Source organism: Nostoc sp. NMS2 (assembly GCF_017115105.1).
Classification (GTDB): domain Bacteria; phylum Cyanobacteriota; class Cyanobacteriia; order Cyanobacteriales; family Nostocaceae; genus Nostoc.
The window spans coordinates 1-25,567 of sequence record NZ_JABXKH010000167.1 but is presented as its reverse complement, the minus strand read 5'-3'; the positions used below and the strand labels follow the sequence as shown (position 1 = coordinate 25,567).

32 protein-coding genes and 1 pseudogene are annotated in these 25,567 nt (G+C 41.0%); 18 read left to right on the top strand and 15 right to left on the bottom strand.

The genetic code is table 11. The annotated features are described in order from the left end of the window. Window positions 1–51 precede the first annotated feature (51 nt). Genes HWQ36_RS30910 through HWQ36_RS30895 form a run of 4 tightly spaced genes read right to left on the bottom strand, consistent with a single transcriptional unit; the run spans window position 52 to window position 3,441 of the window. A complete protein-coding gene (locus HWQ36_RS30910) occupies window positions 52–1,320 on the bottom strand; it encodes an MFS transporter (RefSeq protein WP_292709947.1) in 1,269 nt (422 codons plus the stop codon). Further along, a complete protein-coding gene (locus HWQ36_RS30905; protein ID WP_292709945.1) occupies window positions 1,286–1,759 on the bottom strand; it encodes a MarR family transcriptional regulator in 474 nt (157 codons plus the stop codon). Before HWQ36_RS30905 ends, HWQ36_RS30910 begins: the two co-directional genes overlap by 35 nt. Before the next feature lie 19 nt (window positions 1,760–1,778). Then, a complete protein-coding gene (locus HWQ36_RS30900) occupies window positions 1,779–2,633 on the bottom strand; it encodes an ABC transporter permease (protein ID WP_292709943.1) in 855 nt (284 codons plus the stop codon). Then, window positions 2,590–3,441 (bottom strand): ATP-binding cassette domain-containing protein, encoded by an 852-nt coding sequence (locus tag HWQ36_RS30895; protein WP_292709941.1) that lies wholly within the window; start codon window positions 3,439–3,441, stop codon window positions 2,590–2,592. Before HWQ36_RS30895 ends, HWQ36_RS30900 begins: the two co-directional genes overlap by 44 nt. 209 nt (window positions 3,442–3,650) lie before the next feature. On the opposite strand from HWQ36_RS30895, the gene HWQ36_RS30890 reads away from it, so the two are divergent. Then, entirely contained in the window at window positions 3,651–3,839 is a 189-nt protein-coding gene (locus tag HWQ36_RS30890) for a hypothetical protein (protein WP_292709939.1), read from the top strand. After that, window positions 3,826–4,080: a hypothetical protein gene (locus tag HWQ36_RS30885; protein ID WP_292709937.1), complete on the top strand. Its 255-nt coding sequence runs from the start codon at window positions 3,826–3,828 to the stop codon at window positions 4,078–4,080. The genes HWQ36_RS30890 and HWQ36_RS30885 overlap by 14 nt, the downstream gene beginning before the upstream one ends. 39 nt (window positions 4,081–4,119) lie before the next feature. Here HWQ36_RS30885 and HWQ36_RS30880 read toward each other — a convergent pair whose 3' ends face one another. Both HWQ36_RS30880 and HWQ36_RS30875 read right to left on the bottom strand, forming a co-directional pair. Next, window positions 4,120–4,608 carry a DUF3368 domain-containing protein gene (locus HWQ36_RS30880; RefSeq protein ID WP_292709935.1) on the bottom strand — a complete coding sequence of 163 codons (489 nt, stop codon included), beginning with the start codon at window positions 4,606–4,608 and terminating at the stop codon, window positions 4,120–4,122. Next, window positions 4,605–4,850: a UPF0175 family protein gene (locus HWQ36_RS30875; RefSeq protein ID WP_094348425.1), complete on the bottom strand. Its 246-nt coding sequence runs from the start codon at window positions 4,848–4,850 to the stop codon at window positions 4,605–4,607. Before HWQ36_RS30875 ends, HWQ36_RS30880 begins: the two co-directional genes overlap by 4 nt. A 174-nt stretch (window positions 4,851–5,024) precedes the next feature. On the opposite strand from HWQ36_RS30875, the gene HWQ36_RS30870 reads away from it, so the two are divergent. Genes HWQ36_RS30870 through HWQ36_RS30860 form a run of 3 tightly spaced genes read left to right on the top strand, consistent with a single transcriptional unit; the run spans window position 5,025 to window position 5,996 of the window. Continuing rightward, a complete protein-coding gene (locus HWQ36_RS30870) occupies window positions 5,025–5,501 on the top strand; it encodes a hypothetical protein (RefSeq protein ID WP_292709931.1) in 477 nt (158 codons plus the stop codon). Further along, window positions 5,498–5,707 (top strand): DUF6883 domain-containing protein, encoded by a 210-nt coding sequence (locus HWQ36_RS30865; RefSeq protein WP_292709929.1) that lies wholly within the window; start codon window positions 5,498–5,500, stop codon window positions 5,705–5,707. Before HWQ36_RS30870 ends, HWQ36_RS30865 begins: the two co-directional genes overlap by 4 nt. Window positions 5,708–5,726: 19 nt before the next feature. Next, the gene (locus HWQ36_RS30860; protein ID WP_292709927.1) at window positions 5,727–5,996 is read left to right on the top strand and encodes a DUF4926 domain-containing protein; all 270 of its coding nucleotides are present in this window, start codon (window positions 5,727–5,729) and stop codon (window positions 5,994–5,996) included. Between the two features lie 453 nt (window positions 5,997–6,449). Here the strand turns inward: HWQ36_RS30860 and HWQ36_RS30855 are convergent, their stop codons facing one another. From HWQ36_RS30855 to HWQ36_RS30840, 4 genes are all read right to left on the bottom strand, one after another. Then, entirely contained in the window at window positions 6,450–6,656 is a 207-nt protein-coding gene (locus HWQ36_RS30855; protein WP_292709925.1) for a hypothetical protein, read from the bottom strand. Window positions 6,657–6,992: 336 nt separating this feature from the next. Beyond that, on the bottom strand, window positions 6,993–7,142 hold the full coding sequence (locus HWQ36_RS30850; protein WP_292709923.1) for a hypothetical protein: 150 nt from the start codon (window positions 7,140–7,142) through the stop codon (window positions 6,993–6,995). Between the two features lie 118 nt (window positions 7,143–7,260). Next, window positions 7,261–7,950, bottom strand: a complete 690-nt coding sequence (locus HWQ36_RS30845) for an SAM-dependent methyltransferase (protein WP_292709921.1) — start codon at window positions 7,948–7,950, stop codon at window positions 7,261–7,263. 46 nt (window positions 7,951–7,996) lie between these two features. Beyond that, window positions 7,997–8,542: a dual specificity protein phosphatase family protein gene (locus HWQ36_RS30840; protein ID WP_292710156.1), complete on the bottom strand. Its 546-nt coding sequence runs from the start codon at window positions 8,540–8,542 to the stop codon at window positions 7,997–7,999. Between the two features lie 378 nt (window positions 8,543–8,920). Between HWQ36_RS30840 and HWQ36_RS30835 the strand changes: the two genes are divergently transcribed. Both HWQ36_RS30835 and HWQ36_RS30830 read left to right on the top strand, forming a co-directional pair. Then, window positions 8,921–9,643, top strand: coding sequence for a class I SAM-dependent methyltransferase (locus tag HWQ36_RS30835; protein ID WP_292709919.1), 723 nt, complete (start codon window positions 8,921–8,923; stop codon window positions 9,641–9,643). 386 nt (window positions 9,644–10,029) lie between these two features. After that, window positions 10,030–10,389 carry a VOC family protein gene (locus HWQ36_RS30830; protein WP_292709917.1) on the top strand — a complete coding sequence of 120 codons (360 nt, stop codon included), beginning with the start codon at window positions 10,030–10,032 and terminating at the stop codon, window positions 10,387–10,389. A gap of 160 nt (window positions 10,390–10,549) precedes the next feature. Here HWQ36_RS30830 and HWQ36_RS30825 read toward each other — a convergent pair. After that, a pseudogene (locus HWQ36_RS30825) lies at window positions 10,550–10,741 on the bottom strand (hypothetical protein); the annotation flags it as partial. 107 nt (window positions 10,742–10,848) lie between these two features. On the opposite strand from HWQ36_RS30825, the gene HWQ36_RS30820 reads away from it, so the two are divergent. From HWQ36_RS30820 to HWQ36_RS30785, 8 genes are all read left to right on the top strand, one after another. After that, window positions 10,849–10,980: a hypothetical protein gene (locus tag HWQ36_RS30820; RefSeq protein WP_292709916.1), complete on the top strand. Its 132-nt coding sequence runs from the start codon at window positions 10,849–10,851 to the stop codon at window positions 10,978–10,980. A gap of 97 nt (window positions 10,981–11,077) precedes the next feature. Continuing rightward, a complete protein-coding gene (locus HWQ36_RS30815; protein ID WP_292709914.1) occupies window positions 11,078–11,311 on the top strand; it encodes a hypothetical protein in 234 nt (77 codons plus the stop codon). 6 nt (window positions 11,312–11,317) lie between these two features. After that, window positions 11,318–11,716 carry a PIN domain-containing protein gene (locus HWQ36_RS30810; RefSeq protein WP_292709912.1) on the top strand — a complete coding sequence of 133 codons (399 nt, stop codon included), beginning with the start codon at window positions 11,318–11,320 and terminating at the stop codon, window positions 11,714–11,716. A gap of 195 nt (window positions 11,717–11,911) precedes the next feature. Continuing rightward, the gene (locus HWQ36_RS30805) at window positions 11,912–12,766 is read left to right on the top strand and encodes a hypothetical protein (protein WP_292709910.1); all 855 of its coding nucleotides are present in this window, start codon (window positions 11,912–11,914) and stop codon (window positions 12,764–12,766) included. Then, a complete protein-coding gene (locus HWQ36_RS30800) occupies window positions 12,750–14,516 on the top strand; it encodes a DnaJ domain-containing protein (protein ID WP_292709908.1) in 1,767 nt (588 codons plus the stop codon). The genes HWQ36_RS30805 and HWQ36_RS30800 overlap by 17 nt, the downstream gene beginning before the upstream one ends. Window positions 14,517–15,144: 628 nt before the next feature. Beyond that, window positions 15,145–16,599 (top strand): glycoside hydrolase 100 family protein, encoded by a 1,455-nt coding sequence (locus HWQ36_RS30795; protein ID WP_292710154.1) that lies wholly within the window; start codon window positions 15,145–15,147, stop codon window positions 16,597–16,599. An 81-nt stretch (window positions 16,600–16,680) separates the two neighbouring features. Beyond that, window positions 16,681–18,117 carry a 16S rRNA (cytosine(967)-C(5))-methyltransferase gene (locus HWQ36_RS30790; protein ID WP_292709906.1) on the top strand — a complete coding sequence of 479 codons (1,437 nt, stop codon included), beginning with the start codon at window positions 16,681–16,683 and terminating at the stop codon, window positions 18,115–18,117. 57 nt (window positions 18,118–18,174) lie between these two features. After that, a complete protein-coding gene (locus tag HWQ36_RS30785) occupies window positions 18,175–18,597 on the top strand; it encodes a TerB family tellurite resistance protein (protein WP_292709905.1) in 423 nt (140 codons plus the stop codon). Between the two features lie 47 nt (window positions 18,598–18,644). Here HWQ36_RS30785 and HWQ36_RS30780 read toward each other — a convergent pair whose 3' ends face one another. The 3 genes from HWQ36_RS30780 to HWQ36_RS30770 form a co-directional block, all read right to left on the bottom strand. Continuing rightward, window positions 18,645–18,872: a hypothetical protein gene (locus tag HWQ36_RS30780; protein ID WP_292709903.1), complete on the bottom strand. Its 228-nt coding sequence runs from the start codon at window positions 18,870–18,872 to the stop codon at window positions 18,645–18,647. Window positions 18,873–19,130: 258 nt separating this feature from the next. Beyond that, a complete protein-coding gene (locus HWQ36_RS30775) occupies window positions 19,131–21,362 on the bottom strand; it encodes a transglycosylase domain-containing protein (protein WP_292709901.1) in 2,232 nt (743 codons plus the stop codon). 17 nt (window positions 21,363–21,379) lie between these two features. Continuing rightward, window positions 21,380–21,568: a hypothetical protein gene (locus HWQ36_RS30770; RefSeq protein WP_292709899.1), complete on the bottom strand. Its 189-nt coding sequence runs from the start codon at window positions 21,566–21,568 to the stop codon at window positions 21,380–21,382. A gap of 208 nt (window positions 21,569–21,776) precedes the next feature. Between HWQ36_RS30770 and folK the strand changes: the two genes are divergently transcribed. From folK to HWQ36_RS30755, 3 genes are all read left to right on the top strand, one after another. Next, window positions 21,777–22,292 (top strand): 2-amino-4-hydroxy-6-hydroxymethyldihydropteridine diphosphokinase, encoded by a 516-nt coding sequence (folK, locus tag HWQ36_RS30765; RefSeq protein ID WP_292710152.1) that lies wholly within the window; start codon window positions 21,777–21,779, stop codon window positions 22,290–22,292. 68 nt (window positions 22,293–22,360) lie between these two features. Then, entirely contained in the window at window positions 22,361–22,909 is a 549-nt protein-coding gene (locus HWQ36_RS30760; protein WP_292709897.1) for an NUDIX hydrolase, read from the top strand. A 793-nt stretch (window positions 22,910–23,702) separates the two neighbouring features. Further along, window positions 23,703–24,506 carry a prohibitin family protein gene (locus HWQ36_RS30755; protein ID WP_292709895.1) on the top strand — a complete coding sequence of 268 codons (804 nt, stop codon included), beginning with the start codon at window positions 23,703–23,705 and terminating at the stop codon, window positions 24,504–24,506. 107 nt (window positions 24,507–24,613) lie between these two features. Here the strand turns inward: HWQ36_RS30755 and HWQ36_RS30750 are convergent, their stop codons facing one another. Then, window positions 24,614–25,075, bottom strand: coding sequence for a hypothetical protein (locus HWQ36_RS30750; RefSeq protein WP_174713337.1), 462 nt, complete (start codon window positions 25,073–25,075; stop codon window positions 24,614–24,616). Window positions 25,076–25,567: the final 492 nt, after the last annotated feature.

Sequence of the window (25,567 nt, the reverse complement as noted above, 5' to 3'; positions counted from 1 at the left end):
GAAGACTTAGTAGTGGATATGACTCCATCATCTAATACTGCCATTTTCAATTTATTTATACTCTTGCAAAGCTCCTAACTTACGGATTCCCGGCCAAATCATTGCCGTAGCAATCACCACTACAATTGTGCCAATTCCACCACCCACAACAGAAATAACTGGGCCAAATAAAGCAGCAGTCAAGCCTGACTCAAAGCCCCCTAATTCATTCGAGGCACTAATAAATACGCTATTAATAGCAGCAACCCGACCACGCAAATGATCCGGTGTTCTGATTTGAACTAATGTATGGCGAATCACAACGCTAATACTATCTAGTGCGCCACCAAGAATCAGCATCAATATAGACAGCCAAAAGGAACGAGAAAGTCCAAAGATAATTGTGACAACCCCAAAGCCAACCACTGACCACAATAAGGACGGGCCGGCTTTGCGTAACGGTGGTAAATACGCCAGGATAATCGCCATAGTCAAAGCACCAATTGAATGGGCTGCCTGTAAATATCCCAACTCTACTGGCCCCACGTGTAAAATATCTTTGGCAAAGATGGGTAGCAAGGCGATCGCACCACCTAACAATACAGCAAACATATCTAATGTGATCGCTGCTAAAATCAACTGATTCTGCCAAACAAATTTAGCACCAGCTGATAGCGCTTTGAGTGAAATTGGCTCAGTTAAGCGAATAACTTTTTGCTCTTTAATCGCTAGCGTTAAAATAAAACACAGCAACGCCGCGATCGCTGCTAATACATAAACTCCTGTAGCACTTCCTAATAGCGCAATCCCAAATCCTCCGAAGGCTGGGCCGATGACTGCGGCTAATTGAAAGCTACTACTATTCCAGGTGGCTGCATTGGTAAAAGCACTGACAGGTATCAATTGCCACATTAGGGCATCACTGGCTGGTTTAAGGAATGCCCTAGCGACACCTGTTAATACTAAGCAGGCGTAAATTAGAAAAATTGCACCCTTAGTATAAGAAAGCACTCCTAAAGCTAGCGAGCAGAGAGCTAGCAAGCTCACCGACATTAACATAGTGAGTTTGCGATCGCGGCGATCGGCAACATCGCCGGCAATTAAGGTGAGAATAATCATCGGCAAGACTTGCGCCAGCCCAACACCACCTAAAGCGATCGCAGAATTAGTCCGCTCATATAGTTCCCAGCCGATAGCTACAGTTTGCATTTGCGACCCCACGAACAGCACCAACCGTCCAATGGTAAATAGCCGATAGTCTCGAAACTTAAAGGCTGCAAAGGGATCGTGTTGTGCAACCTCAAAGTTATGGGGCTTTGAGTTCTGTTTTCTCGAAGACATTTTTTAGTAGAGTTAAGCCTTCTTCAATGTTGGAAATTTGGTCTTCTGTAAGACCTTTCAGCAGATCGGTAATATGAGCGCGAGTTTGATCTTGGGATTGCTTGAGATGGTGTTTTCCATCTTCAGTTAAATTGAGCAGCACCCGCCGCCGCTCTTGAGGATGAGCGCAGCGTTTCACAAAGTCGCGTTGTACCAAGCGTTCTATGGTTGCTGATGCCGTGGCAGAGGTGACACCTAAATGCTCTGCCAAGTCAGATAATGAAGCACCGGGATTCCGGTTGATAAATGCTAGCGATCGCAATTGAGGTATAGATAAAAAAGCGGCACTATGGGCACGCATATCCGCTCGGATAAACCGCATCACTAATGGAACTGTTTCCATTACTCTAGCGGCACATTCTTCGGAAGTTGCACCTTGATTAGGTTTATCCAAGGTCATGGGCTTGTTGTTCTCCTAGTTACATGGCTACCCGTGGATAAAGTTTTCCACCAAGGATGGCCAAAATGATTAATGTTAATAAGAGAATTGTACAATCCAGACCAAAGCCATAGATGCTAATGCCATTCAGCAGCATGGTGCTACGTAAGCCGTCAACCAAATAAGTCAACGGATTTAAATGGGAAATCAACTTTAACCAACTGGGCATCAACGAAATCGGATAAATGGCATTGCTAGCAAAAAATAACGGCATGGTTAACAATTGTCCAATACCCGTCATCCTTTCTCGGCTTTTTACCAAACAGCCAATAATTAATGAAAAAATACAAAAGGAACCTGCCCCCAGCATGACCAGCAATAGTACTTGCAGAATAGCTAGGGGATGAAGGTTTAGTTTCACACCTAATAAAAATGACAATCCGTAAATGAATATTACCTGAGATAAGCACCGTACCCCACATGCTAGACCTTTGCCCAACGCCATCGCTACACGGGGTGTAGGACTAGCTAAAAATTTATGGACAATGCCTAAATCTCGCTCCCAGATTAGCGTCATCCCACCACTAAAAATTGCTACAAACAGAATACTCTGAGCCAAAATACCAGCAGAAATGAAGTCCAAATAGGGTAAGTTACCTGTTGGAATCGCGCGAGTGCGGGAGAAAACTTGCCCAAAGATCAGCAGCCATAAAGCTGGTTGCACAGCCCGAACGACTAAATCAGTGGGATCGTGACGGAGTTTACGTATTTCCAATTCCGCGATCGCCAGAGTTTTCGTAACTAGCTCTTTAATTGCAGAGATCAAATTTACTCGGACAGTGGGTGGTGCTTTAACCCAACCGTTGAGCAGTACGTCTGGTTGTTGCTGTGTCACGGTAGTTGACTCCTGATGTTAACTGGTCGCCTGTATAGTGAATAAAGACATCATCCAAAGTTGCGTTTGGTTGATTTAAAGAAGCTTTTAAATCCCTTGGTGTGCCTGTAATTACGACTTCACCTTGCTGCATAATCGCCACTCGGTTACATAAACTATCCGCTTCTTCTAAAAAGTGGGTTGTTAAAAATATAGTTGTGCCGTAATCAGCACAGAGTTGTAGCACAAGTTGCCATACTTGAGTTCGAGCGATGGGATCTAGTCCAACAGTCGGCTCATCAAGAAAGAGAATTTGGGGTTGATGCAGAACTGATATGCCAATTTCCAGCTTGCGGATCATCCCACCAGAGTAGTTTCGTACCAAGCGCTTGGCTGCATCTTGCAAACCCATGTATTCTAAAATTTCATAAATGCGGCGATCGCGTCCTTTGGCTGGTATTCCATACAGCTTGGCGAAAATTAAGAGATTTTCGTAACCCGTGAGACTACCATCAGCAGAGAGCGCCTGGGGTACATAGCCGATCACCCGTCTTACAGGATTGGGTTGACGATTCACATCATAGCCAGCTAAGGTTGCTTTCCCTGCACTGATAGGCAGTAAGGTTGTCAACATTTTAATAACTGTACTTTTCCCTGCTCCATTGGGGCCAAGCAGTCCAAACACTTCGCCCTGTTCCACAGATATACTCAGGTTATTAACTGCGGTTAACTTCCCAAAACGGCGTGTGAGTCCCTGAGTTTCCAGAATTAGCGGTTTTGGTTCGCTTGGAGGTTGCGATCGATTTATTTTTCCCGTCAGTATTGTCACAAGTTTGATGCACTTCTATTAATTAGTTAAACTAACTATTAGTTTCTCAATATATTTATCTGAAGTCAATAGACTTCTGGCAGAAATTTGAATCAGAGTAAAAGGAAACTCAGTAGAGTAGCGGTAAGGTTATTGATGGGCGAAGTATCACTGACAAATTAACCGCAAACACTTGCTAAGGATAGCCAATAGGTTAAGAAATGTTCAGAATGCCTACTGCTGCCCAGCTAGAGAGTCTATACCGCATCGCCTATCAACTGACCTATGTTATGCTTCAGCCGATACATGTTGTTTGCGTTGATAATCGCACTCGCAATGTGTATTTATTAGCTGGTTATAGCGAAGAACTGGAGTTTCAAATTCTACCCAACGGGGAGTTTGCTGATGAGCCGCGTTAACTATGATGCAATGTCTAATGCCGAGTTGAGAGAGTATTTTCTCAAACATCGTAAAGATGAAGCTGCATTTCAGGCGTACTTAAACAGAATTAACCAACGTCCACTCAGAATTATTGCATCTCTCAACGACGCTGATTTTGATGAAAAGGTTCAGGTAGCTATTCGTCAAAAGTTAGAAGCTGCAAGAAATGGTAGTAACCAGCCATCTAACACAGCATTAGAGCCGAAAGACCAAGATTGATCTGTGAAATTGATTTGCGTTATTGTAGAGGATCAAAAATTAATTTTCATCAACAAGCTGCAAAACCCTCTTGTATAAAGGTTCCGCCACCCAGAATCCTGCTTGGTTAATCAGAGCATGTAACAAAGGTTTCACCGCAGAAATCAGCTTTTGACTTTTAGCTTCAACCAAAATACCTAAAATCCCTGTGTAACCAAGATTTAGCCTAGCTGCAACCATGCGACCACGACGTTCATTAATTAAAACTTGATCTGCTTTCGTTTCCAGCGCTAGAGCGATCGCTTCAGCTTCACCAATATCGAGTTCATTGCTGAGTGCTTCAACCAATGTTCGATCTTGAACTGGACTAGTTTGAATCCAGATAAAAGTTTGGACTTCAATTGCACCTGCAACTGGAAAGTTGGGATCAGTCAGTTCTCGGTAGACAGCTTCAGGAATTAGAACTGTTCCGTAAAGCTGTTGTAGTAAATGAAGATGGTTAATGGCGGCGAGGTTATTAATGGGCGAAGTATCACTGACAACGATCACAGTCTACCCATCGCCCGCAAGTTTTCTATATCTTGTTCAAAATCCTCGACCCCATAATGCACTGAAATTTGACGACTTGCGAGTAGATGCTGAAATGCTATACGGTTTATCCCTGCAAATCGGCTGGCTTGAGCAAGGGTTAACTTTTCTTTTTGAAAGAGCATTACCGCAATTTCCTGTTTCATTTCGCCTTCAGTCATCCGAGTTGCAGTTAATATTTCATTAGGAATGACGACGCTCATAATTATAATCCTCTCTATCACTACTATTCTAAGCAGCTTGGGCATCGCCAAGTGATAATCAGGTAAATAAACCGAACCGTATCCTTTTTATAAATCTTGTTCATGTAATAATTTAACGCTTTGTTCTGGTTTGGGAACCCTAAGAATAATACTTGAGTACTGAATACGGTCTATATGGCAATAAAGGATGTTCTTGCAGATTTCGAGGGAGATGATTTCGTCACTCCCAGAATTATTCGTGCTGTTCGCAGTTTTAATGGTCAAGGTACTTCACTTTATTACTATATTGATGGTAAAGATTCTGATGGGCTTGTTGCTGGTCTAAAAATAGACTTCTTTAAAGAAGTTCGCTTTACTAACTTTAAGAAACGTCATCCAACAGAGAAATATAAACCTTATTTTGATAAATTCATTTCTGGATGGTCTTGTAGCCACAATGATGTGTTGCAGTGTTTTGCATCATCCAATTCAGTAACCAAAGTGCAATTAGACAAGATGGCTAGACATTGGGAAATTCCTGTAGAGCGATTTATCAATACCTTGTTACTTGCATATATGTTGTTGTGCGATGCTGAGGATGATGGCTGGCTTGATGGCTCTGATTGGGATGGCGGAGATTTCGGGGGTTCCTTGCCTTCACCAAAGCGATGAAGCGTCTTGCTGAAGTATTTTGCCATATTCTTTTAGAAATAGTCAAAACGCATACAGTTCGCTTGAGACTAGCTGATGAATTTGGACAACGCTATACTCTAGATTTCACGTTGGAATGGCAAGATAGAAGTGCGACCATTCGCAGTGGTTGGATTATAGAAGAAGGTTCTGATATCCCAAGATTAACAACCTGCTATCCTCTGTAATATTTGGAAGTGATACAAGATGACTAAAAGTACAATCAAGTTGCTGGATGTAGTAGCACTGACAGTTGATTTGCCTGAATACAACCTGTACCGTGGTCAAGTTGGCACAGTCGTAGAATTATTAGCTGGTGGCGCTGCATTTGAGGTTGAATTTAGCGATGCCTGCGGCGGGCTACGCCTACGCAACGGCCGCACTTATGAATCTGTCGGTTTACGCCCAGAGCAAATTATGGTGTTACATTTTGAACCAGCATCCCCTGATTCAGTCCCGGAAATGGTGTCAGCGTAATCGGTATAAAAACGCAGATGCTAATGATATTTATGATGGGCTACCTTACGCACATAAATATAGAGAATCTGGCGATCGCTTATTGTATATTGTAATTTTGAGAGCGATCGCATTGCTAAAATTTTCTTAAATTATTTTATTTAGATTTTTAAATACCCTACTATTACCAAACAGCGTTGAGTTGTATATCTACTTTTAGTCCAGATTTAACTCATGTCTATCTGTAATAAATTGCTCGTTTCCCTTGATTCAATCTCATTGCCTGGTCAACAAAAAATGGATGCTAATAATAGCATCCATTTTTTGCTTTCATTTCATCGATTTTATGATTTTGGAAAACATTAAAGACTACTAAAATTCTCTCAAAAACTAATTTATCTTGAGTGAATTATATCAGTCTTATTCCCGTATGAATTCCAAAGCTTTGCCTATGGTATTTCTAGTCATGGCTTACTATCGGTCAAGCCTAAAACCTAAAACTAGGATTGGAATCTGATCCCCTTCAGAAGTGGTCAGATTCCCGGTGATTCTAATATCAGGATTACCTCGCCTATCACGACTCATTCGCCTTCTTGGAAATAATTGTCCTCCAGACAGGTGTTGCTGTTGCTCTGAAGATATTTCCACAAGTAACTCTTGTTGTTTGACTTTAACTGACATAATTACCTCACTTACGTACATAGGTATCCAATACCTATATGCTTCTTTATAAGAATATTTCTTTGAAATTAAATTATCCAAAAGTAATAACTTTGAAACCTATTTTTACATTTATTTTTTCATCTAAAAGCATTAGGTCGCATCTAGCGGTTAGGGGATGACAAAGTAGAATCTGGAAATAAGTTATCAAAGCGCCTATTCACCCAAGCGAGTCATCAATGTAACAAATGATTAAAACCGGATTCACTCTACTGCATTCCAACACCTTTAAATCTTTGCGCTCATCAACCATTTACAAGCACTTTCAACCATGCCACTTCCCAATAGCAAATCTACTCAGTAGAAGATCAACTGGTGCAGGTATTTGTTGTAGCGTTCACGAAGTGACTCTGCAAGAGTATCGCTCATCGCAGCAAAGCATACTAACCATGAATGCAAGTTGGTAACAGCAGCAACACCGATGTCCAGTCCTGGTAGAAATGCCACATCGCTGATTGTAGTGATCGGTGCGATCGCATTAAAAATTATTGAATAATTGAGCGCTTATTGACAAAATCCTTCTTAGTAATCACAATGTAATTACCAATAATTACAAATTATGAACTTAATAAACATCTCTGGTTATCTTCAACATTTTATTTCCCCCAGGCTGTAGCTCATATTCAACATTTTCAATCTCTATCTTGTAACCCATTGAAGTGTAATGTTTTACTATCTCATCTAAATGCTGAGAATGTTTCCACATTAAAGTTATGAGGGGAAATATTCTGATTTCTTTAGCAATACGTAGCATCTCGCCTATAGAATTTAGATGAAAGTTGTAATCGAGATGGTCTGAATATAAAAACAATAAATGCGAACAAAGGGCTATGTCAAACTCTTGATTTTTAAATTCTAATTTTGGCAACTCATGGACTCTGTATCTGTTGCTTTTTTTGCCATTTTCATAATCAGACAGAAATTCTCTAATAACTTTGACTCGATTGTGTCGCAAATCATCTGGAGATTTGTGATAGCTCCATACCCACTCATTCGATGTAGCCTTGACTTGGTTAATGATGTTATCTACCACTTCATTAAATCTTTGCAATATCTCATCACCAGAAAATTGGTATAGTGGATCAATAGAAATTACACTTTTACCCTGACGTGTCATTTCTGCGTTAAAGCTTGCCGGGCCATCCCCAATCCCAATGATTTTTTTATTTAAATCTGCGTCTGTCAAATTGAATATTTTTATATATTCATCCATTGATCTCCCAAAAGGAACTACTTGATCTAGAACCATTGCCATAGAATTTACCTCGTCAAGAGACTGACTAAACAGGATGATAGCAAAATCAAAAGACTTTATGCATTGCTAGACGGCAATCATTCAGAAGCAAGTCAAGTTCTTTTACAACTTTAAAAGGATTTCTACCTTTAAACGCAGCAGCTAATGCAGCTTCATAAGGATTTCTACCTGTTTTCTTGACAGCAGCGATCGCAGCTTGATTTGATAATCCTCGGACACTTACTAGCCATGCCGCTAATACATGTCCAGTACGTCCAATTCCACCAGAGCAGTGTACAACGACTTTTTCATTTTGTTTATCTGCTTCTATTAAAAAAGGAAGTATTTTTTGCGTGAGGGTTTCTAAATCACATAAATGGAAATCTGCAATTGGTGCCCAACAAACTAGTTGATTACCAAATTCCTGTTTGTAGGTATCTAGAAGATTAGAGTAATAAACTAGCTGTTGATCGTGAAGAAGGCAGCAAACTCGCTTGATATCTTGACACTTCATGAATTCTATCCAATTTTGAACCTGATTGTTAGTGTATCCAGGTCGTGCAGCACCAAAGACTATTTGCTCATTCTCCCAAGCTGGGGAAAACTTATACATCTTTAAGTGTCTAACTTTTGACTCTTGGAAGTTGCTCATTGCTGCCATTGGCAAATCTCCAAAAAGTATATTGACTTATCGTATTATTATGAAATGATAAAAATATCACATAGTTAAAGCTGAAATGCAAGGTTATTCGCTGAAGAAAAAATTATTCCTGAAAGTCATAGCAATGTCAAATCTAAATTCAATCGGAGCATCCCAATTTTGCTAAAAGGCACAGGGCTGGCACAAAAACCCTGTACAAACATCTTTCCTTTGCGTTCTTGGGGTCCTTGGCGGTTCGTTATTTCATTCCTAGTCTAAGTCCAAATACCCTATAAAAATAAACTTGCACATTTGGGATGTTCCCAATTCAATCGGATCAGAAAGGACGCGATGACAGATAATATTCTTCAACAACAGATTGAGTACTATCGCGCTAGAGCCAATGAATATGATGAGTGGTTCTATAGGAAAGGACGCTACGATCGCAGTCCCGAAATCAACCAGCGCTGGTTTAATGAAGTTGCCACGATCAAAAATACATTGCACCAAATTAGCGTGGTGGATGATATTTTAGAGTTAGCATCTGGAACAGGTATCTGGACGCAGGAGCTTTTAAGGATCGGTAAAAAGATTACTGCGATCGATGCCTCTGAAGAAATGATTGCAATTAATCGCTCGAAATTAAATTCACTGAGTGTTGAATATCACCTAATTGATTTATTTACTTGGCAGCCTGACACTGAATATGATTTGGTATTCTTCGCCTTTTGGCTATCTCATGTGCCGCCAAACTTACTCGATTCATTTTTGACGAAAGTCTACCAATCTGTTCGCCTTGGTGGAGAAGTATTTATCATTGACTCTTCCTTTGAATCGACATCCACAGCTAACAATCATATCCTTGAAGACGACGGAAACATATATAAAACTCGTAAATTAAATAATGGTCAAGAATTTCAGATTGTCAAAATTTTTTATCAGCCGGATGGACTTAAGGATAAGCTAAAAAAAGCAGGCTTTCAGGCTGAGGTAAAAGTGACAGACAATTATTTTATCTACGCACAGGGGAAAAAAATTGAAACAATTCGTAATTCGGAATCCATAATTATTTAAACTACACATTATGCCTTATTAATTTAGTATTACCTATATACTATGAGAATATCAGACCTATCTTTTCTTATAAAGACATTAATTCCAGATGGCATCAGAAAGCATCTTCCTGCTATTTTCTATGACATACTCCTCAAGCTAAGTACTGATGCAAAATTTATGTATATATATTGGTTATAGCTATACAGATGACTTATGTGGGGCTAAAGGAGTAGAAATGAAATGTATTTTGATTGACTGCGAACAACATTATCAAGAGCTAGGTGAACAGAGAATTGAAGACCTTTTTTAAGTTGAAGATAGACTATTTCTCGATCAATCTTAGTTAACTATGATTGCCGAGTAAGCAAAATAAAATCCATTAGCTGCCTAATAGACAGTTTGCAATGCAAATTCTTAAAGTATTAACCAGAGTCTATCTTAGTCCGGTAGACTTGGATGAGGCGATCGCTTTCTATGAAAACCTCTTTACAGAAAAATGTTGGTTGTGGTTTCAATATTCCGAGGCTGAGTTGGAACTCGCAAGTGTGGGTTCTATTCTTTTAATTGCTGGTTCGGCAGAAGCACTCTCTCCATTCAAGAGTACACACGCCACATTTCTGGTGGACTCACTCAATGATTTTAAAGAAGCACTTATTCAGCAGGGTGCAGTGATTCTGGCGGAACCAAACAAAGTTACCACTGGAGTGAATATGCGAGCGATGCATCCTGATGGAACCATTATTGAGTATCTTGAGTTTGGATAGCGAAATTAACGCTTTCTAATTGAAGTGATATGAAGTAAGTGATTGATGCTCATTGATTCCACAAAATTCTCGTGTTATGGAAAGTGGGTAGTTTACCGCCGTAGGCATCGCACCAAAATATTATTGATATTTCTGTGGAAGAATTTGCTTGGTAAGCTTTTTTTGATCGCGTGTGGGTTTCTTCTTCAAGTTCGCCTATTTGGTTATTCATAAAAGCGCAGGCTTACTTGACATAGTGAATATAGTATGTATTGCATAGTTCACATTTGCTACAGAGTTCTTTCGCACGGCGGCGGCTGCTAGGTTTTAAGGCTCTGGCTTTTTTATGCCTGCTAGAATCAATTGAGGTCATATAAATTTTTTGTTTTATCCAGGAATGGCTTTTATTACAATCACTGGCTTACCTATGAACTTCACGATAGAGATTGAACAAGAAGAGGATGGACACAATAAGCAGAAGTGATTGGTTTTCTTGGTGTACTGGCTTACGGTCAGACACGAGAAGAAGCAGTTGCTAGAGTTCAAGCATTAGCTCTGCATATTTTAGCAGATAAGCTCGAACATGGGGAAGCAACGCACAGCAGCAGCTAGCGCCAGCGCAGCCCAAAAATTTGATGTTTTTAAGCAAATCGGCATTTTTTTAGTATTAACTTTATAATTTATATGAGTACGTATTTGGGAAATACTAATGTTGCAATCCATTGAAGGAGTGTATAAGAACGGTAAGATACAACTTTCAGAATTCCCATCTGATGTATCAGAAAGCCGTGTTATTGTAACTTTTTTAGAACAAAAAAAACCTCAGATTAAAAAGCAGATAATGCGGCTTGGTATGTTTTCTGGGAATAAACAATCAACAGAAAAAGATTTTCAAATTACTGAATTTCATGGAGATACCGAAGACAGCTTAGACTGGTCATAGGTAATTATGAAGTACGTGATTGATACTCATGCTCTCATTTGGTTTCTCGAAGGAAATCCTCGGTTAGGTGCGAATGCGAATGCTATTCTTTCTAATCCTGATTCCCAGTTAATTATACCAGCTACAACATTAGCCGAAGCTGTTTGGATTGTTGAGAGAGGAAGAACATCTATTCCTTCTGCTAATAATTTACTTTCAGCAGTTGAATCTGATCCCCGTGTGATAATTTATCCACTTGACAAAGATGTAATTGAAAAAACTATGAGCTTATCTGCTATTAATGAAATGCACGATAGGCAAATTACTGCAACTGCACTAGTTTTAGCAAGTAAAGGTGATGAAGTTCAACTATTAACCTGTGATTCAAATATAACTGCATCAGGATTAGTTTCGATTATTTGGTAATGAGTGCGTTAAATCGTAATGTTTTTAAACGCAGAGTTTTGCCTAATTTATTTCGCTACGAATCAATGAAATACTGTACTGAGACTTTTCTGACGTAGCATTAAAAGCAAAAATTAAGGCTTAAGTAATTTTTACGAAGACGCAACAGTATTAATTAGTCTACGCTCTGGGTAATAAGCCTACTCAGATAAGTTTATGGGACTTCACGACCAAAATCAATCATCACAAGATGCGCTACGAAAGTTACGCGAAGGAGCAAGCCACTCCAGAGTAGCCCAAGAAATTGCTCAACGAGACTATGCGAAAGCTCAAGCCGAAGCTGATAAATGGGAACAAGAATATCAACTTGCTTTGAAAGGAAGTAATCAGGATTTAATTCGTAAAGCAAAATTCCAAAAGGAACGATACCAAGTAATTGCTAGTAGACTCAAAACCCTGGTAGAGGAGCAACAACTACAAGTAGATGCAATTCAAAGTAGCTTGGCATCTTGGGAGAAAAAGGTTTCAGAAGCAGAGAAAGAAGTATTATGCAGCAAGCCTCAAATAAATGGTACTATTAGCGATTTTGAGTCTATAAAAAATAAATTTTTAGAGATAGAACCTTATGCACAAGAGGTTTCACACATATTCATTAATTCTGAAGATGTTGATGAGGAATTACAGCGACTTAAGAAAGAAATGTTACTGCCACGTAAACCTCAAAATATTGCTATAGATAAAAAAGACAGTAAAGTAATTTTATTAGAAGCTATTGGTGAAACAAAAGAAGCGATACAAAGTGCTATCTTGAATCAAGAATGCATTCAAGAGATTTATGAAAAAGCTCAAGAAGAAGCTAAATATTGGAAGGATAAAGCTTATATAGCTCTTAAAAATCATGATGATAATCTAGCCCTTGAAGCCATACTCAGTAAAATAGTCCACAGTAAAATTGTGCTTACTCTTCAAACTCAGCTTCAGCAGCACGAAGCAACAGTAATTCTACTTGGAAAAAACCTGATTGCCCTAGAAAATTTCAAGAAAACATTAGGTAATGACACGAAGCTCTAAAACAGGCGCAGCATTTATTGCAGGCGGAAGCATTGCAGGTGTTGGTGTTTCCGCAACTGTAGGCGGGATGGGATTAGCAGGCGGATTTGGTGCAGTCGGCATTGGTGCAACTCCTGTAGTGTCTGCTGGCGCTGTAGCTGGTGCTGCTGCTTATGGCGCTTTTAAAGCGATCGCACAAGGAGATGTTGCTGCTTTCGGTACAATGGGAATTGGTGCAGTCGGCGGTGCTGGTGTTTATAGCGTCGTTGGTGGTATGGGTTTAGTTGCACCTAAAGTAGGGTTGGCATTTGGGATTGGTGCAGTCCCGATGGCGGGAATTGGTGCAGTGGTAGGACTCGCCGCTTATGGTATTGCCAAACTATTAGACGAATCTGAAATTATTGAAACTCCAGCACAGCTTTTTGAGCGGATGGAAGAAAAAGTTTTGCTGATGGATGCCTATTCCGAAGCAGTGATAGAATTAGAAGCATTTTTATCTGGTGAGGATTTCAACCAAAAATTTGCTGTTTTGGAAGTCGAAGATGAGTTACAAGCACTTAAAGCTGAATTAAAGAAAAAATCAGAATTTGTTACCCCTAAAGCTTCTACTCCTAATATTGAACCAGAAATAATATCTCCGACAACCCAACTACCTGAAAATTGGAGATGTGTACGCACACTCAAGGGTCACTTAGCGGCAGTTAATGCGATCGCTATCAGTTCTGATGGTACTACCTTAGTTAGTGGCAGTGATGACAGACAAGTTTATCTGTGGAACTTGAAAACCGGAAAATGGCTTTACACGTTTTCTGGACAAGCAGAGGCGGTTTTATCTGTTGCTATCAGCCCCGATGGACAGCAGATTGTAAGTGGTAGTGTAGATTGCAAAATCAGCAGTTGGCAGATCGACACAAGAAAATTTCTCCATACATTCTTTTATTTAAATTCCCCCTATAGTCATAATGGCTTTGTTAACTCGGTAGCCTACAGTCCTGATGGAATAATTCTTGCTAGTGGTAGTGCTGATAAAACAATTAGAATTTGGGGACGCTACACGGGAACAGTAAAACGCACCTTGAATGGACACTCAGATGCAGTTTTGTCTGTCACTATCAGTCTCAATGGTAAAATCCTTGCAAGTGGTAGCGCTGATAAGACTATTAGAATTTGGGATTTACAAACTTGGGAACAGCGCTATATTTTCACTGAACATTTGGGAGCTGTGAATACAGTTGTTATTAGTCTTAACAGTCAAACTCTTATTAGTGGTAGCACAGACACCACAATAAAGCTGTGGAATCTCCAAACTGGAGAATTACTCAGTACCCTGGTTGGACACTCAAGGGCGATTTTATGTGTTGCTATCAGCCCCGATGGAAAAACCCTCGCCAGTGCCAGCAGAGACGGTATTATCAAACTTTGGAACCTCCATACTGGGGAACTACTACAAAGTCTTTCTGGGTGTAGTCCTGTTGCTTTCAGTCCTGATGGCAAGACGCTGATAAGTGGTGGTAATGGCGGAAGCATCAAGATTTGGAGTCAAATGCAAAGCTTTGATCAATTTACTCTCGATTCTGTACTCTCTGGCGAATGGTGGGAAATATTAGACGTAAATCAGAGTGATAATGCCAACGTTGTTAAACTTGCGTATCTTCGCTTAGCAAGACAATATCATCCTGATGTCAACAGTTCTGCAATCGCAAAAGCTTTGATGCAAGCAATTAATAAAGCTTTTGACACTTTCAGGTCTAAAGACACTGAGATTCTTTAATCAACTAGCCAAGCTACTCCGTGTCTATGCACCTCTCTGTGAGACTTAATTACTATTCTTACACTCACTCTTATAAACGCCCCATGTCATCTGTCAGTTGGGTAAAATATTTAACCCTTCAGAAGTATTGACATCTGAAATTTTGCAACAATTCATCTTGCATATTCTGAAAAAAAGTTATAAATTATTAGTTTATAGGGGAATAATCTGACCTCTTAGTGTCAAAAACTAATCCTGCTCAAGTAAATATACTGCAACCAGTTTTAACTTCACACAAACCCTAAACAGCGCTGAAGATATGTTTTTGTTTGGTAAAGCAAAGATTCTGGACATGAAACAGAACAAAAAATAATCTAAAAATATATCTTGAGTGACTGTTTTAAGAATCATATTACTACCTTTGGCGAATAACAACTATAATTCCCCAAACTAGTAATCGATTATAGACCAATTAACTAATAATAAAGCTGCAAAAATGTCAGCAGATTTATTCATTGTTAGTTGATTAATTATCTCTAAATTATATTTGCTATTCAAGGAATCGTTTTTGTTATGCTGAGAATAGCAAAAATAAGAAATGAAGACGCATCTACCACAAATTCACAACCCGAATGGAGTTATTCTGGCGATGCACCTAAACGAATTAGAAACTACTGAAAATTTAAAAGAAGTCGAAGAAGCATGGCGAACGCTAGAAAAGTCAGTTCTCTACTATCAAGGCCGCCCCGTTGGTACGGTAGCCGCTTATGATGGATCTGTAGAGGCACTGAATTATGACCAGTGCTTTGTTCGGGATTTTGTCTCTTCAGCTCTAATTTTTCTGATCAAAGGTAGAACAGATATTGTTCGCAATTTCTTAGAAGAAACTTTAAAGTTACAGCCGAAGGAAAAGGCATTAGATGCCTATAAGCCGGGACGAGGATTAATACCAGCTAGCTTTAAAGTGGTGTCAGACAATGGGCAAGAATATCTAGAAGCAGATTTTGGCGAACATGCGATCGCTAGAGTTACACCCGTTGATTCTTGCCTATGGTGGATTATTATGTTGCGTGCTTATGTAGTCGCCACTGAAGATTTTTCTCTGGCTTATCAACCTGAATTCCAAAATGGCATCAGGTTAATCATGGAAATCTGCTTGGCGAATCGTTTTGATATGTACCCAACGCTGTTGGTTCCAGATGGTGCTTGTATGATTGACCGTCGTATGGGCATTTATGGGCATCCTTTAGAACTGCAAGTTCTCTTTTACACGGCATTGCGTGCATCTCGTGAACTGCTAATTTGTCAAGGGAATTCCGATATTGTTGCAGCCATTGATAATAGGTTGCCTCTTTTATGCGCTCATATTCGCCAGCATTATTGGATAGATATTAATCGCCTGAATCAAATTTATCGCTTCAAAAGTGAAGAATATGGCAAAGGTGCTGTGAATTTGTTCAACATATATGTAGATTCTGTTCCCTATTATGAATTAGATAAGTGGCTGCCAAAAAAAGGTGGTTATTTAGCAGGTAATGTCGGGCCGTCGCAGCTAGATACTCGCTTTTTTTCACTCGGAAACTTAATGGCGATTATTTCAGACTTAGCCACCGAAGAACAGTCACAAGCGATTATGACTCTCATTGAGGATCGATGGGATGATTTGGTGGGAGATATGCCGATGAAAATTTGTTTCCCAGCTTTAGAACATGAAGAATACAGAATTGTAACTGGATGTGACCCCAAAAATATCCCTTGGTCATATCATAATGCTGGTAGTTGGCCGGTTTTAATGTGGATGTTGGCAGCTGCGGCTGTGAAAACTAACAAAATAAGTCTTGCACAAAAGGCTATTGAAATTGCCCAAGGACGGCTCAGTACAGATCAATGGCCAGAATATTACGACGGTAAGAAAGGGCGACTGATTGGGAAACAAGCTAGAAAATATCAAACTTGGACAATTACTGGGTTCTTATTGGCAAAAGAACTGATGGCAAACCCTACTTACTTACCATTAATCAGCTTTGGTAAATTACCAGTAGAACAGGTTTCTAGAGCATGTGAGTTTGAAATTGCCACTGTAGACCCGTATATGCCTAGATAGGGAAGTTGGGAGAGACGCGATTAATCGCGTCTGTACAAGAGTTGGGAGTTAGAATACAAAAGCCTCCTGATTCATGTTTCCATGACAAACCCCCGTCAAGTAGCTTTTATCGCCCTGCGAGATGTTCATAAGGGGGCTTATGCTGATGTTGCCCTAGATAAAGTACTGCAAAAAGTTAATTTGCCCGATCGCGATCGCGGCTTGGTGACAGAATTGGTTTATGGGAGCGTCAGAAGGCAGCGCACTCTTGATACTCTCATAGATCAATTTGCGAAAAAGAAATCTCACCAACAACCACAAGACCTCCGCACCATCTTACATTTGGGTTTCTACCAGCTGCGCTATCAGGAGCGTATTCCCGCCTCAGCTGCTGTTAATACCACTGTCCAACTCGCTAAAGAAAACGGTTTTTCTGGACTCACGGGTTTTGTTAACGGTCTATTACGCCAGTATCTTAGAAAAGCAGGGGGAGCAGGGGGAGCAGGGGGAGCAGGGGGAGCAGGGGGAGCAGGGGGAGAAAACACTCCGTTATCCCCCTCATCCCACTCATCTCTCCACACCGATCCGTTACAACTTCCAGAAAACCCAGTGGAACGCTTGGGTATTTTACACAGCTTTCCTGACTGGATTATTCAAGTCTGGTTAGAACAATTGGGTTTGACTGAGACAGAACAACTGTGTGAATGGATGAACCAATCACCAACAATTGACTTGCGTATCAACCCACTTTGCACTTCCATCGAAGAAGTTGAGGCGGCTTTGCAATCTGTTGGTCTTCTGGTGAGACGGATTCCTAATTTACCCCAAGCTTTAAGATTCATTGGTAATACTGGGTCAATTCAAAAACTACCTGGTTTTAGAGAAGGTTGGTGGACTGTACAAGATGCTAGCGCCCAATTGGTAAGTCATTTGCTCGACCCCCAACCAGGTGAGGTGGTAATTGATGTCTGTGCTGCACCAGGGGGTAAAACAACCCACATTGCTGAGTTAATGGCAGATAACGGGAAAATTTGGGCTTGCGATCGCACTGCTTCTCGTCTTCGCAAACTCCAAGAAAATTCTCAACGCCTAAATTTACAATCTATCCAAATTTACACTGGCGATAGCCGCCATTGCAACCAATTTCAAAACACCGCAGACCGCGTATTACTTGATGCTCCATGTTCTGGGTTAGGAACCATGCACCGCCATGCTGATGCTCGTTGGCGACAGACACCAGAATCTGTCCGGGAACTTTCGGTGCTGCAAAAAGAATTATTAACACATACATCAACTTTTGTCAAAGCTGGTGGTGTACTAGTTTATGCCACCTGTACATTGCATCCAGCAGAAAACGAAGAAGTGATTTCGGCATTTTTAGCTGATTCACCTCATTGGCAAATTGAGCCTCCAAGCGGCGTTGAGTTGCCTGCTTCTGCATATAGCACCCCTCAAGGTTGGTTTAAAGTCTGGCCCCACCGGCAGGACATGGATGGCTTTTTTATGGTTCGCTTAAGAAAAACCAATAATTCCGAGTGAATACTGTTTGAGATTGTACGATTTGGTGGTGGCCTGAATCTACCAGAGGAGGCAGCAATGGTTACCCCTTCCAATGTCAAAAACTTAGTTAAAATCCTGATTGGAGCAGCCTGGATTGATGGCAGAATCCAGCCAGAAGAACGGCAATATCTCCGCGAAATAGCCCAAGCCAAAGGTTTGGCTAACGATCCAGAAATTAAGCCTTGGCTATACGAATTAGTTCCTGTACAGCCAAAAGAATGCTATGACTGGGTGCGGGAGTATTTAGGCGATCGCCCCAGCCTTGAAGATTGTGAAAATCTGATTGAAGCCATCAGTGGCTTAATTTATAGCGACGGTGAAGTTGCCGTCGAAGAAGCTAGACTCTTGACGGAATTGCAGGATATAGCGAAGCCAAATGATTCAACTCAACCGACTCCGACTAAACTTCTCAAACAAATTCAAAAACTTTACCGTCGTTGGGTTGACGTACAAAACTAATCATAGTCAAAAGTCTAATGACTAATGACTAATGACTAATGACTAATTTATGACTTCGGTTTACCCACACCCGGAGTTTCTTCTTTGTCAACTTTAGGCACAAAATCAGGACGCTCTTTGCTTTCCCAACCTGCGGGGCGTTTCGAGTTGTACCAAGCTATTGAACCAATGCTTACAGCAGCAATAAAACCAACGACATACACCAAGGTGAAAGCAAAAGGAAACTGACCACCACCTGTTGCGACTGAATCTGCTGCCTGCATCAATATATGCATGAGTATATTCTCCAATGTTAAGTAACACTACTTGACACACTATAGAATGAGCGTATCACTTTACATCCATCTGGAGTTTAGTTTCAGCAACTTCATATTGCAGAGAAAAGGGGAGGGGGAGCAGGGGGGATGAGGGAGAGGCAGAGGGGCAGGGGGAAGGGTGCAGAGGAGAAAGATATAATTTTCGTATTCTCTCCCTTGCCCCCAGCTAAGAGCTCCCCTGCTTCTTCTCCATGCCCAATGCCCAATTCCCACTCCTCAATTAGAAGGTCTAAGTCTCTCGCGCCAGGATGGTTGTGGCGATGAAGAACCGGAAGAACCGGAATTATTGTCGGGAGAGGAAGATCGGCGAGTTCTTCGAGGCGGGGGAGAATCAGATTCTACTCTTTTAGAACGCCGCCGGGGAGTAGATGATTCTGAAGAAGAGTTACTGGAACTTGATTCTTCGGTGCGATCGCGCCTTCTCCGTCTTGGGGTATAGTTGTTTGACTGCTGTTCGTCTTGAGAATAGCTCCTCCTCCTACGTCTCCTAGATGAACCACTCTCTTCAGAATTTTTAGCACTTTCTCCTTCTGAGTCATCATTATCAGAGTTAAGAGAACGATTCAGCACTTGTTTAGGCTTGATGGTCTGGGCTTTGATAGTACCTTTGCGACCTTCTAACTTTGGTCGTTTAGGAAACTTTTCCACAGGCATCCCCTCTACCGCTTTTTCCATAAATTCGTGCCAGGTATAAGCGGCACTTCCACTGCTGCCGTCTGTGGGGTGGTTATCATCGTTACCTAGCCAGACCCCTGTCACCATTTGGGGAATGTAGCCAATAAACCACAAATCGCGGGCTTCATCGGAAGTACCGGTCTTGCCAGCAACTGGTCTATCACCTAATTGGGCAGCAGCACCAGTCCCCTCTTCTACGACGTTGCGTAGCATCCAAGTCATGATGGCGGAACTGTCAGCATCAAGGGCGCGTTGAGATTTGAAATTAGCTGACCAGATTACTTTACCTTGGCGGTTGAGGATGCGGGTAATACCATGAGGTTCTGTGTGCAATCCCTGAGTTGCAAAACTGCCATAAGCGCTGGTCAATTCCAGCAGATTGACTTCATTTGAGCCGAGAGCCAAGGAGTAGGTGGGCTTGAGTTCAGATTTTATCCCCATATCATGGGCAAGTTTAATCGTCGGCGTAAATCCGACATCAATCAACACCTTCACCGCAATAATATTTACAGAGCGGGTGAGGGCATCTCTCATGTTCATTGAACCCCGAAATCTTTCACTGTAGTTTTTCGGTTCGTACCCGTCTACGACAAAGGGTGCATCCTCGTAGCTATCGTAAGGGCTTTTACCGCTAGCGATCGCAGTGGCATATACAAACCCTTTAAATGTCGATCCTGGCTGCCGTTGGGCCTGGGTAACTCGATTAAACTGATTTTTACCAAAGTCTTTTCCCCCAACCATTGCCTTAATTTCACCGCTTTGGGGGTCAATGGCAACCATTGCTGCTTGTTTAAAGTTCTCCCAGCGTCCTTGATTTCGTAGTGTTTTGGCAACCGCCTCTTCTGCCACTTTTTGCCAAGTCGGATTCAGCGTAGTTTCCACTACTAATCCCTCACTTGCCAGAACTTTAGAAGAAACGTACTTCGGCAATTCTTTTTGGATGTAGCTGGTAAAGTATGGTGATTCTACTTGTACTCGCTTGGGTAAACTGCTTTTAAGGGTTAGTGGCTCTTGGAGTGCTGCTTGCTTCTGCTCTGGTGTAATAACTCCATCCTCTTGCATCCGTTGCAATACCAGATTTCTTCGCCGTTTTGCCGCTTCGGGATTTTTGTCTGGGGCGTATAAGCTAGGAGCAGGGGCTAATCCAGCTATCGTTGCCATTTCCGCAAGAGTCAACTGGTCTGGCGATTTACTAAAGTATACCCAGGCGGCATCTGCCACACCATAAGCTCCACCCCCCAAATAAACCAGATTCAGGTAACGCTCTAGAATCTGATCTTTGGTTAATTCATGCTCCATTTTTTGTGCTAGGCGGACTTCCTTGAGTTTGCGCCAGATTGTCTGTTCTTGTTTCAAAAAGAGAATCCGCGTTAACTGTTGGGTGATGGTGCTACCACCTTCTACCACACCTTGCGATCGCAAATTATTCAAACTCGCTCTCACAATCCCTTGTGGATCAACTCCGTTGTGTTGCCTAAATCTTCTATCTTCTGAGGCGATGAAAGCTTTTTTTAAATTATCTGGTATTTGTTCTAGCTTTAACTGTTCTCTGGTCGCTTCACCTTGTTGTTGTAATACAGTTCCATCAGCAGCTTTGATGGTCAGTGTTTGCTCTCTCAGCACAGCGTTTAGCTCGGCCTGATCTGGCAAAGTGCGGTCTATTAGACTGATGCCGTAGATTAAGGCAAGTATCCCACCACCTACACCCAAGCCTGCCCAAAACCATAAGCGACGATAGAGTGGTTTACCGCCAGTAGCCTGATTGGTCTTCATCCTAGATGGTAAAATTTTCATTTGCTCAGTAACTGCCTCGCCTGCGCCGTATTTGCTCGTGGTAAGCTCTCATTTGTTCCTCCTTGTCCAGAGTTGCTCAAATTAGTTGGTCTTCGCTTGAACCAGGAGGTAAGTTTCCCCACGTAAGTTTCTCGCTCAAAGTAGTAACTATAATAACCACCATCAATCAGCTTTGGGGTTAGCACACCACCATTGTGTTAGTATAATATCCTATAAATAATTAACTAAATTCACCATAAAATAATGTTTTTTAGATTTGGTTAATTTAGTTTTGTAAAATTCCTGTAATTTTGATAAATATTGGGAATGTAAAAATCATTGGTATTTTTGGGAACAGGTGCAGCGAAGTATCCATATAGACAGCCCGAAAAAGCTTTACTTAACGAGAGTGCAATGCTTGCGGCTGGCTACGCAACAGTAAAGCCTAGACGGAGCGCCGTTGCCCTTGGTAGTAATGTCGGCGATTCCCAGACAATTTTAGAAGCAGCTATCAAAACTTTAGCCCAAACGCCAGGTATTCTATTAGAAGCTAAATCCAGGTGGTATCAAACCAAAGCTGTAGGGCCACCACAGCCAGACTATCTAAATGGCTGTGTCACATTGCAGGTAGAGATTTCACCCCAGCAGTTATTAGAAATTTTGTTAGGAATTGAACAACAATTTGGGCGCGTGCGTCAAGAACACTGGGGACCACGAACTCTAGATTTAGATTTGTTATTATTTGATGACTTTATTGTCGATACACCAAATCTCCAGATTCCCCATCCACGAATGCGGGATCGGGCCTTTGTGTTAGTACCACTGACAGAAATTGCCCCCGATTGGATAGAACCAGTATCCGGGTGTGTTATTAAAGAACTGCTGAAAGAGGTAGACTGTTCTGATGTACATTTATTGATGGGCAATTAAAATTACCATCTTTAAACACAGAAAAGGCTGATATCACCTCTGTACTTAACAGATAATCAGATTTTACTATGCCATTAGGTAGAGAATTACCACAACTGCTAAAACAACGCTTGTTTTATAAAGGACGTAAGTTTGATTTTGAAGTCAATCGCTTGCGTTTGCCTAATAAAGCGGAGGGAGAATGGGAATGTATTCGTCACCCTGGTGGTGCTTTAGCAGTGCCGGTGACACCAGAGGGCAAACTTGTACTGGTGCGCCAGTATCGTTTTGCGATTCAGGGACGGATATTAGAATTTCCGGCAGGAACTGTGGAAGCAAATGAAGAACCTTTAGAGACAATACAGCGCGAAATCGAAGAAGAAACAGGCTATAGTGCCCAAAAATGGGACAAATTAGGCGAATTTTTTCTAGCGCCTGGTTATTCTGATGAGATTATCTATGCTTTTCTGGCGCGAGATTTGGAAAAGCTAGAGACACCACCAGCACAAGATGGAGACGAGGATATTGAAACCGTGTTTTTGACTCCCGAAGAATTCGAGAAAGCTATTCTGGAAGGAGAGGCGGTAGATGCTAAATCAATTTCTAGCTTTTTTCTGGCGCGTCCATTTTTAGTTTAATCCCCTGATGCTGCTAAAATTAGCGATGCCTACGGTGGTCACTGAGCGCAGCCGAAGTGCGGGCTACGCCTACGCAGAATGACAGGACGAGCGAACTTTTACAAGATTGTATCGCTTTTACAAGGGATGTGGATACAGTAGCTGCAATGTCTACGACGGTCACTGAGCGAAGTCGAAGTGCGGGCTACGCCTACGCTCTGGCTACTGGTTCTTGTAGCGAAGAAATTCACAAGACATTCCCCATCATCTTGCTAGGCCAGTAGGTTGGGTTGAGGAACGAAACCCAACAAACCAGAGAAATGTTGGGTTTCGTTCCTCAACCCAACCTACACAGTTTAAGGTTTTTGGCGCTAACTGAACTGTATTGGCGTATAACCTTCAAAAATTGTCATTGCTGCTTGCGTTGCTTCCTGTCAAATTTTCTCAATGATTATATTCTGCATTTTTGGGGAAGCATCTGGGCAAGTTTCCTAATTTTTAAGATTGTGAGGCAAACTTACCTTTTCAAATACTACGGTTTTTCGATATCATTACAGTGATTTAGGTAAAAATAAAGCTACAGTGGCCTTCACTATCTCCAAATTTGGGTAGTAAAGTACACATTGGCTGCTTACCTATATGCCTGTATGTTGAAAACATTAACCTATGATTGAGGAATTTACTACTTATTTGTCACCTTGTCTAGAGTGATATGAAAATTGACTTAGAGCCAAAGTTATAAGAGCATAACGGCAAGAAGCTTACAACTCCTAAATATGTGTCTCTATGCCAGACGCATAAATGTTTCACACAGATGATAAAAAATAAAACTTTTAACAGTGCCGGTAAACTGACTGCTCTTTTGTTCCTGATAACTCTCTTTCTCACACCTTGTGTGATTGTAAATGCAGGAGAACGTGGTGTATTGATGAAATTTGGCGAAGTACAAAACCAGATATTAGGAGAAGGACTTCACTTAATTATTCCTGTAGTCAATACTGTGAAAAAGTTAAGTATTCGAGTCCAAAAACAGGAAATTTCGGCTGAGGCTTCTTCCAAAGATTTACAAAATGTTTTCGCAGATGTAGCTCTCAATTGGCATATTATCCCCCAGGAAACAAATGTCATTTTTCAAGAGATTGGAGATGAACAAGCTGTAGTCATACGGATTATTAACCCAGCCGTTGAAGAAGTATTAAAAGCAGTAATGGCAAAGTATACTGCTGAAGAAATTATTACTAAACGAGGAGAAGTCAAAGGTGCAGTAGATGATGCATTGTCTACGCGACTGTCTAACTATCACGTTGCAGTTGATGATATTTCTCTAGTTCATGTCCATTTTTCAGAACGATTTGGTGAAGCGGTGGAGGCAAAGCAGATTGCTGAACAAGAAGCAAAACGAGCAGAGTTTATCGCACTCAAAGCAACAAAAGAGGCTGAGGCAAAAGTTAATTTAGCCAAAGGAGAGGCTGAGGCACATAGATTATTACGTGATGGCTTAACTCCAGAAATCCTGCAAAGGCAAGCAATAGAAAAATGGAATGGTAAGCTGCCATTAATTGTAAGTAAGGAGGCTCCAAAACTATTGAATTTAAGTGAATTTTTAAAATTTGATTAAAATTGATCTTATTTTGTAATTATTTGCTCTCTACTGAGAGGATCAGATCCCCGACTTCTTGAAGAAGTCGGGGATCTTTTTGTTCTATAGAAACGCGATCAACTAAATTAACCGTTGGAGAATAAAATGGGAGAATCGAGAATCTTCAACTGGATTAATAGTATAATCAAGAGGGTATAAGCTGTTGAAGAAATTAGACCCGTGAATAATTCTTTTTTGAGGTTATGCTCTTGAGGTTCTTTTTGAAAAATGTCCTTAGAACCGAATTGCATCAAAAGAATTCCCACAATATTAGAGAGCCAGTATCCTATAATTGAACAAGGTAGAAGTAATTTTGGGGAAAGTAAACTACATATATACCCAAAACCATAAGCTATCGGCAGATTAAATAGTAGGTCATTCCACCAACATAGTGGTGACAATAAATATCCTAGTACCAGAAAAAATCCACCTCTGAGTTTTTTGAAAATGTCTTTTTTGAACTCTTCTGGAGTCGATTGTTGCAAATCCTCTAGGGCTTTGTCTCCTGTTACGTTTAACTCTTGACTGACGTTTTGGACGCTTTCCATAAAAACCCACTATTCCTATCGGCTTAGTGTATTCTAATATAGAAACTAAACCAAAGTCTAGTACAGGAGTGAGAACAATTTAGCTTTTTGATGCTGAAAATCTTACCAATACATAGTTTCAGCAAAATAGTAAAAACTAAAATTGCCGTTTAACTCAGATGTAAATTAATTTTTTATTTTTGCACATATAGCAATCCTAAATCATGCGTGAGAATTTGAGATAGTTGTAAGCCCATTGTCGTCTCCCCAATACTTTGGGGGACGACGTTAACCGGAGGGTAGATTTTCTGATAAATCATTTAGGATTGTTATAGCCCAATACGGTTGGGTTAAGGCTAAAAACTAAAACTGGCGTAGGTTGGGTTGAGGAACGAAACCCAACATTATCAAGGCTTTGTTGGGTTTCGCTGTCGCTCCACCCAACCTACTATTCTTCTTATAGCGGTTATCAGTCCAGTGCAGTACACTAGGAGAGAGCAATTGTACTGATAA